The following is an 8710-nucleotide window of genomic DNA, read 5'->3' as shown; positions in this document are numbered from 1 at the left end:
CACAGGTAGTAGGAGGCCTCGCTGAAGCCGTGCTTGCGGCACAGCTCCTTGATCGGCAGGCCGGCATCCGCCTCACGCAGGAAGCCGATGATCTGTTCTTCGGAAAAGCGCTTCTTCACGTCCAATCTCCTTCGGTTGGGGGATTGGACTCCAAACGGCCGTGCTACTCAAAACCGGGGGGACGTCGGGGTACGTGGTACTAACGAGGCGATCCAGCGCGTCGTAGCTGTTCGTCGCCGTGATGCCCTTGGCGTCGGTGCGGGTGCGCACGTTGCCCGCCGCATCGTAGGTGCGCACGGTGTTGCCCGTGTCCGGGCTGGCCTGCCCAGTGGCGTTGGACAGGCCGTCGTAGGCGTAGGTGGTGGCCAGCCCGTCCGGGTCGGTCACCCCGACCAGGCGGTCCAGGCTGTCGTAGGCATAGCCCGTGGTGGTGTTGGCGGTGCTGCTGTCCGTGCCGTCGTAGTCCTGGATCGTCTGCACCAGCCGGTTCAGCGCGTCGTAGCCCTGGTGCTGCTGCACGCCCCGGCCATCGGCACTGTGCACCCGGTTCCCATCGGGGGCGTAACTCTCGCTGAAAAACGTATTGGATTAGAGCTTTTCTACCCACTGCGGGTCCAATTCATACAACACATCGCCAATGTCTTGCTGATGACAACCTCGGGCTTGCAATTCCTTGATTAGCTCTCTAACTGGCAACGCTGAGGCTGTTGACCAAGGCTCCTTGACATGAGGCGGTGTCGCAGAAGCTGTATAATGTTGGTCGTCTATTTTATTTATGTTTAAACTCATTTCTATTCTCCAATGACAGGTATCTTAGAATAATTCCGATACCCGCGACTCATGATTTGATCAAGTTCCATTTGATAATATGGACTAGTAGGGTTGGGATAGTTCGTGCGCCCAGGCGCTGCGCCGCAATCGAGTATGGTGCAACCTTCATCCATTTTCTGATTAATCCAGTCTCGGTTGTTTTGCATCCATTGCTCGGGTGGTGCCTCGGGAGGGTTGTAGTATGAAGCTCCATTAGCTTCAGCAGCCGGAATCACGCGATCGGCCATGCTTTCACCAATAACTATTGTCTTACCGCTACCTTCTGCAGCTCCACACATTGCCCTTGCCGCACGCGCCTCTCTCAGCACGCCAGATACAGCGCCTATGGCAGGCAAGGAGCCCAGTGCTGCACCGACCCACCCTGCAGCGCCACACCCCTCTTTGTAGCATCCGTAGAGCGCATAACCGGGGACAACCAGGTTGAGTGCATACTGCGCGAATGCGCTCCGAGTTTCTGGCTTCGTCCAATCAATGCTATACGTCGAGGGAGGCAGCGTCTGCAACCCCAAGGGGTCGATGTTGCCTAATGGATTGCTTCCGACCGTCGCATAGGTACTGACGCCACCGCCCAGCCCCAACGGATCGCTTTGCAAGAATCGCCACGTACCCGGGTCGCGCGTACGGTAACCGTTGCTGTCGAGGCCCGTCTCGGTATCGTAATATTCCCCTGCACTGCGGAGGTTGTATACGTAGCCCGTTGATGACGCCGGCAAAAGTTCCTCGAAGGCGTTGCCTTGGTATGGCAGTTGCCAGAACGCCGTGCCGCTGCCGTCGGCTATCGCCCGCGGCGTGCCGAGCTGATCCGCCGTGATGTAGCTGATTGTGCTCGCCCTGGCTTGAGTATCGACTGTCGCCACCGGGATGTCGTCCATCCATATATAGTCCCGGTTCGTCAAGCCGGCCTCCGCCAGTAGCTGGCTCGCCTCGTCGTAATCGAGACGCTCGGTGCCAGTGCCCGTCACCTTCTGGATGCGCTGGCCCAGTGCGTTGTAGGTGTAGGTGCCCACCGTGCTACCGCCGGACTGCACCACCGTCAATCGGTTGCGGTCGTTGTAGCCTAATCCGTAGGTGATCCCCGCCTGACTGATCGCCGTGGTGTTGCCATTGGCATCCACGGCTCTGGCTGCGTTGCCGGTGGCAATGAGCTGGTGCGTGTTGGCGGCGTAGCTGTAATTCCCGGTCGCCAGCCCGCTGCCGCTCTTGCTCAACCGGTCGCCCGTCTTGTTGTACGTCACGCTCTCCAGCATGCTGCCGTCCGCCTCGGTGATCGCGGTCAGCCGGTCGAGCGCGTCGTAGTGGTAGCTCTCCGTCGCCGGACTTGCGCCCGGGCTGTTGCCGATGGCCGTGATATCACCCATCGCATCCCGCGCCACGTGCAAGTTGAACGCCGGGCTCGTCAGGTCCGTCAGCCGGTAGTTCGCATCGTAGGCTCTTGTGACGACCTGTCCGTTGCCCAGCGTGTAGCCGCTCACCGGGCCGAACGGAAGGTACGCGACGCTGCTGACGGTGGTGCGGGCGGTGCCATTCGGCGGCGTCACGCTGACGCCCTGGATGCGTCCATCGCTATCGCGGGTGTAAGTGACCAGCGTGCCGCTGGGGTACACGATGCCGCCCAGTCGGCCCGCCGCCGTGTAGGCGTAGCCCGTCGTATCCGTGCCGCTGGCGGTGACCTGCTGCTTGCGGGTGACACGGCCCTGGGCGTCGTAGCAGTACACCGTGGTGACGGCGCTCTCGACGATCCGGGTCAGGCGCCCGACCGGGTACGAGTTGCTGCACCCGGTGACACTATCCACCTCGTCGTAGTGGTAGGCCACGTCCTGCGTGCTGTCGGGGTACGTGGTACTAACGAGGCGATCCAGCGCGTCGTAGCTGTTCGTCGCCGTGATGCCCTTGGCGTCGGTACGGGTGCGCACGTTGCCCGCCGCATCGTAGGTGCGCGTGGTGCTGCCCGTGTCCGGGCTGGCCTGCCCGGTGGCGTCGGACAGGCCGTCGTAGGCGTAGGTGGTGGCCAGCCCGTCCGGGTCGGTCACCCCGGTCAGGCGGCCCAGGCTGTCGTAGGCATAGCCCGTGGTGGTGTTGGCGGTGCTGCTGTCCGTGCCGTCGTAGTCCTGGATCGTCTGCACCAGCCGGTTCAGCGCGTCGTAGCCCTGGTGCTGCTGCACGCCCCGGCCATTGGCACTGTGCACCAGGTGGCCGTCGGCGTCGTAGCTGTCGCTGTAGCCGGCGCTGAACACGGTCTGGTTCAGGCCGTCCACCACCGAGGTCAGTTCGCCCAGGGGGTTGTAGGTGCGCGTGAGGCTGCGGCGCACCGCACCGTTGGCGTCGTAGACCTGCTCGGCCGTCTTGTTGCCGGCCGCGTCCAGCGTGTAGTGGAGGCGGTTGCCCTGCGCGTCCGTGATGTCGGTAAGGCGGTGGGCCGCGTCGTAGGTATAGGCCGTGACGATGCCGTCCGGGTCGGTGATGGAGGCCACCGCGCCATAGGGCGTGTAGGTGAAGGTGGTGGTCGCCCCACCCACGCTGCGCGTGGCCAGCCAGCCGCGCGGGGTGTAGGTGAGGTCGGTGTTCACGCCGTTGGCGTCGGTTTCCCGGGTGATGCGGCCATCGGCATCGTAGGAGGCGATGGTGGTGGCGTGACCCAGCGCATCGGTGACCGTGTGCAGGTCGCCCGGCTGGTGGCAGGCGCCTCCCGGCGTCGTGCAGTCACGGGTCGCGCTGTCCAGGTAGTAGCTGTAGGCGGTGGTCTGCGCCAGGTCGGTGCGCGGGCCCGTCGCCGTCAGCGGCAGGCCGACCAGCGGGCACTGGGTGCCGTCGACGGCATCGCAATAGGTGGTGGTCCAGCGGCGTACGCCGGCCGGCACCGCGCCGGTCGCCGCGCAGGCGTAGCCGGCCGTGGCGCTGTTGCCCGGATCCACCTCGCAGCGTGCCAGCACCTGGCCTCGCGTGTTGTAGGTCCACTGGGTGTTGCTCACCGTATGGCCACTGGCGTCCAGCACCGTGCGCGTCAGCGGTACGCGCAGCGTCGTGTCCCAGGTGAGGTTCGTAGTGCGCTGGCTGGGTGTGCCCGAGGCGTCGACCTGCTGGGTCAGCAGGCCCGCCGTGTCGTAGGTCGTCGTGGTGACGTTGCCGTTGAAGTCGGTGGAGGACGCCGGGTAGCCGTTGGCGTCGTACGTCCGGGACTGGGCCAGTTCGCCGCAGGCCCGCCCACAGGGCGTGCTGGCGGCAGCGGCCTTCATGCTGCCCAGGGTGTTGGAGAACCCCAGCGTCTCCTGCACCCCGGTGGGGTAGGTCACCTGGGCGCTCATGCCGTCGGTCGCATAGCTGACCATGTGCCGATCGGCGCCCTGGCCATGCTGCGTGGATATCGCGCGCCCGTCCGCCTGGTAGCCATACGTGGCATAGCGCGCGCCGCTTTCGTCCACGATGCCCGTCAGCTTGCCTTGCTTCACTCCGGCGGCACTGAAGGCCGGCTCGTCGTAGACATACTGGCGCGACGCATGATCCGGATACGTGACCTGGGACAGGAAATTGTTCGCGTCGTAGCCATAGTCGATCGAACCGCCATCCGGCAACCGCAGGGAAACCAACCGGTTCCAGTTGTCGTAGCCAAAAGTCAGGGTCCGGCCCTGGCTGTCGGTCACCGTTGCCAGCAGCGCCGGCGACACCACCGAACCGGTCGACGAGAGCTCGGTACCGGCCGTATAGCCGAGGGTGGCCAGCACATGGCTTCCGTCGCTTATCGACAGCAGCAGGCCGCCCGCCGAATACGATTCATACGTCCGCGTGCGGGCAACGAATAGGCGCCAGGAAGCGACCGCACCGCTGCTGGTGTCGTTTTCGACCAAACGGTCCGGGATATCCCCGTCCGGCACCCATACCCCGCCGACCTTGTTGAAGACCAGTTCCCGGCCATCGGGGCGCGCGGCCGTCATCTGTGTCGCGACGCCTGGAACCGTCTGCATGACGGTCCGGTCGTAGCTGTCGAGCCAGCCGACCCCCAGGTGGGATCCGCGCACACTGGGCGAACTGTTGTAGTAGCGGGTGAATACCAGGTCGCCCAAGTCGAAGTCCGTCGCCGACTGGGCCTTGTCGCCCGTGCCCACGTTGATCGGGTTGCCGACCAACGGCGGCTTGATGCCTACATGGTCGCAACCACATCCCAGGTTCTTTTCCGGCTTGTAGGGGACGCACGGGAGGCTTGCTGGCCTGCTCGGGTCCGAACACTCATAAGTTATTGGGTAGGCGAATTGTCCAAAACCTGCCGGCCATAAACCGTGTATTGTCGCATCCCACCATGTCGCTACGAGAACGACCTGATTGTAATAAGCATCATATGGATAAGACAAACACGTTTGACTCAGCAAAGTATAGTCTTGTGGCGACAAATCCATATATTCTAAAAACCAGGACTTATCCGCTTCACAAGCGGCAACGGCTGCGGCGCGACTCGGATAAATGGCCTGTCCGAATGGAGGCGCCGCCGATGTGCCTTGGGACACGGCGGCTCCCACGAAGAGCCAGCCACATACGATAAAGGGAAGCATCCCCCGCAACCAACGAATCCGCTCCATGCATATCCTCCAAGACATGATTACCTGCTCCTCGCCACCTGAACGTCCTTGCCCATCCGGCACCTATTCAAGCCCCGCCTGACCGTCTACTCGCCTGGGGAAGAGTTCGGGATGATCCGCGCAGCATACCAACGACATCCCGTCTCCGATATCCGGCAACTCGTTACGGAACCGGACACGCCCGTGTCCCCGCCTCCTTCGCCAATGCTTGGCCCGCCATCGCCATGACACCCATAAGCTTCGGGGCGTGCCAGGCCATCCATGGCTGCCATCGCTACCCGTCGCTACGATGGCACAAGTGGCGGCGCAGGGCCTGCACGGCAGCTCGCACAATTCGACACCGACCTGCCGGTTATCGCCCCCGGAGTCCCGGTATAACGTCACCCGTTCAGCCGCCGCCGGCCCCAAGCGCGCCGTGCGATGCCACAATGCGCGGACGCGCGGGCCGGGGCCCGCGGCCTTCCCACGTTCGAGGAGACGCGATCCCGATGGCGCAAGTCCACGTCCCGCCGCACCGCAGTCCCGGCAGCGTCGAGCCCGAGCCGGCGCGCACGGGCATCGGCCTGCAGGTCAACGGCGAGCACTTCCAGCACACCGGCGATCCGCAGATGCCGCTGCTGTGGTACCTGCGCGACGTGCTGAAGCTGGGCGGCACACGCTACGGCGGCGAGCACGGCGAGTCCGGCGCCGACCTGGTGCTGGTGGACGGCAAGGCGCGGTCGGCCGTCGCGCTGCCGATGGCGAAGCTGGCCGGGCGCCAGGTCACCACGGTGGAGGGGCTGGCCCAGCCCGACGGCTCGCTGCACCCGCTGCAGCAGGCCTTCGTCGACGAGGACGCGATCGGCTGCGGCTACTGCACGCCCGGCTGGCTGATCGCCGCGGCGGACCTGCTGCGCCGCCGTCGCGAGCCGTCCGACGCCGACATCGACACCCTGCCCAACCTGTGCCGCTGCGGCTGCCAGACCCGCGCGCGCCGCGCGATCAAGCGCGCCGCCAAGGCCATGAAGGAAAGCAAGGCATGAGCGGGCAGACGCAGCTTTCGCGCCGCAACTTCCTCAAGGTGCTGGCCGGCGCCGCCGGCGCGCTGGTGGTGGGCATCCCGTTGGCCTCGGCCACCGACGCGCCGGTGCCCACGGATTTCCTCGGCGACACGCTGTACGGCCTGGGCGCCTACGTGCGCATCGACGCCGACGGCAGCGTGCTGATCGGCGCGCGCGACCCCGACACCGGCACCGGCGTGGCCACCGCCCTGCCCCGCATCGTCGCCGACGAGCTGGACGCGGACTGGTCGCGCGTCCGCGTGGTGCCGCTGGGCCTGGGCGTGGAGGACGCCAACGGCCAGCCGCGCTGGACCTACGGCCACCAGCTCGGCGGCACCGGCAACTCCATCCCCGCCGCCTGGGCCGACCTGCGCCAGGCCGGCGCGCTGGCGCGCTGGCTGCTGCTGCAGGCCGCCGCCAGGCAGCTCGGCGTATCCGCCGATCGCCTGCGCAGCGAGAACGGCACGGTGATCGCGCCCGACGGCCGCCACCTCGGCTACGGCGCGCTCGCCGCCGCCGCCGCGAAGATTGCCCCGCCGCCATCCGCACTGCCGCTGAAGACCCCGGACCGCTACCGCCTGATCGGCCAGCCCGCCGGCGATGTCGACGCGCACGGCCTCGTCACCGGCCAGACCCCGTACACGCTCGACCACCACATCGGCGACGCCGTGGTGGCCGTGCTGTCGCACTGCCCCTGGCGCGACGGCCGGCTGGAGCGCATCGACACCGCCGACACCCTCGCGGTGAAAGGCGTGCTGAAAGTCGTGCAGCTCAAGCCGGACCCGGCGCTGCCTGCCGGCGAGACGCCGTGCGCGCCCGCGGTGGCGGTGATCGCCGAGGACACCTGGGCCGCGCTGCAGGGCCGCGCCAAGCTCAAGCTCGACTGGCAACCCGGCCCCAGCGGCAAGGAGACCAGCGCCGCGCTGGAGCAGCAGGCTGACGCCCTGCTCGACGGCAAGACCGACCCCACCACGCGCGTGCGCGACGACGGCGACCTGGTCAAGGCCGGCAAGCACGCCGCGCGCCGCTTCGAGGCCACCTACCATCAGCCCTGGCTGGCCCACGCCACCGCCGAGACGATGTGCTGCCTGGCGCGCATCGAGCAGGATCACGCCACCCTGGTCGTGCCCACCCAGGCGCCGCAGCGCGCCTGGGCCGTGGTGCAGCGCCTCACCGGCCTGAAGCCCGACCAGATCGAGATCCGCGTGCCGCGCGTGGGCGGCGGCTACGGCCGCCGCCTCGACCACGACTACGTCGCCGAGGCGGTGATCGTGGCCAAGGCCGTCGACCGCCCGGTACGCCTGCTGTGGACGCGCGACGAGGATCTCGCGCACGACTGGTACCGCCCCGCCAGCGCGCACCGCATCAGCGCCATCATCGACCGCAACCGCCGCGTCATCGCATGGGACCAGAAGCTGGCCAGCGCCTCCGCGCTCGCCGGCCGCGGCGTGCCGGACGCGCGGCTGTGGACGAGCGAGCTGGAAGCCGACCAGCTGCCCGCCGGCCTGGTGCCCAACTACCGCAGCGACTGGTACGGCCTCGCCTCCGCGCTGCCGCGCGGCCCGCACCGCGGCATGCCGCACCTCACCAACGCCTTCGCGGTGCAGAGCTTCGTCGACGAGCTGGCCCATCTGCTGCGCGAGAACCCGCTCGACACCCAGCTGCGCCTGCTCGGCGAACCGCGCCAGCTGCCGCTCGCCGGCGGCGGCACGCTGGACATCGGCCGCCTGCGCAACGTGCTGTCGCTGGTCGCCGGGCGCATCGGCTGGAAGTCGAACTGGCTGCACAGCGTCAACGGCCTCGGCATCGCCTGCTGGCACGTCGGCGGCGCCTACGTGGCGCATGCCGTCGAGGTCTCGCTGAAGGGCAACACGCTGGGCATCGAGCGCGCCGTCTGCGCAGTGGACGTGGGCCGGGTGATCAACCCGCAGGGCCTGGAAGGCCAGGTCGCCGGTGCCACGCTGGACGCGCTGGGCACCGCGCTGAACCTGGCCGTCACCTTCAAGGACGGCCGCGTGCAGCAGCACGACTGGAAGGACTACGCGCTGGCCGGCATGGCGCAGCTGCCGAAGGACGTGGAGACGATCGTCGTCCCCGGCGACGATCGCCCGCCCACCGGCGCCAGCTTCCTCGCCATGCCCAGCGCCGCGCCCGCCCTCGCCAACGCCGTATTCCGCGTCAGCGCCGTGCGCGTGCGCCGCCTGCCGCTGATGAAGGAGCTGCTGCGGCTGCTGTGATGCCAGAGCCTGCCTGGCTGTCCCATTCGTGACT

Annotated in this window: 5 protein-coding genes; 2 read left to right on the top strand and 3 right to left on the bottom strand. The window is 67.1% G+C overall.

Going from position 1 to position 8710, the window contains the following annotated elements; genetic code table 11:
- The 3 genes from QMK61_RS16655 to QMK61_RS16645 all read right to left on the bottom strand — a co-directional run.
- Positions 1-119, bottom strand: a 119-nt coding sequence (locus QMK61_RS16655; RefSeq protein ID WP_302073364.1) for a transposase, incomplete at its 3' end; no start/stop codon positions are given.
- Entirely contained in the window at positions 73-543 is a 471-nt protein-coding gene (locus QMK61_RS16650; RefSeq protein ID WP_302073363.1) for an RHS repeat protein, read from the bottom strand. The genes QMK61_RS16650 and QMK61_RS16655, both read right to left, overlap by 47 nt.
- A gap of 248 nt (positions 544-791) precedes the next feature.
- Positions 792-4952 (bottom strand): RHS repeat-associated core domain-containing protein, encoded by a 4161-nt coding sequence (locus QMK61_RS16645; RefSeq protein ID WP_302073362.1) that lies wholly within the window; start codon positions 4950-4952, stop codon positions 792-794.
- Positions 4953-5887: 935 nt separating this feature from the next.
- Here QMK61_RS16645 and QMK61_RS16640 point away from each other — a divergent pair.
- Positions 5888-6421: a (2Fe-2S)-binding protein gene (locus QMK61_RS16640; RefSeq protein ID WP_302073361.1), complete on the top strand. Its 534-nt coding sequence runs from the start codon at positions 5888-5890 to the stop codon at positions 6419-6421.
- A complete protein-coding gene (locus tag QMK61_RS16635) occupies positions 6418-8676 on the top strand; it encodes a molybdopterin cofactor-binding domain-containing protein (protein WP_302073360.1) in 2259 nt (752 codons plus the stop codon). The genes QMK61_RS16640 and QMK61_RS16635 overlap by 4 nt, the downstream gene beginning before the upstream one ends.
- The last annotated feature ends 34 nt before the right edge of the window (positions 8677-8710 follow it).

It is taken from the genome of Fulvimonas sp. R45 (assembly GCF_030504985.1).
In the GTDB taxonomy this organism is placed as follows: Bacteria; Pseudomonadota; Gammaproteobacteria; order Xanthomonadales; family Rhodanobacteraceae; genus Rhodanobacter_A.
This window is presented reverse-complemented; position numbering and strand designations above follow the sequence as displayed.

Coding starts and splice junctions, on each gene's coding strand:
- QMK61_RS16640 (WP_302073361.1), top strand. CDS start 5,888: ATGGCGCAAGTCCACGTCCCGCCGCACCGCAGTCCCGGCAGCGTCGAG.
- QMK61_RS16635 (WP_302073360.1), top strand. CDS start 6,418: ATGAGCGGGCAGACGCAGCTTTCGCGCCGCAACTTCCTCAAGGTGCTG.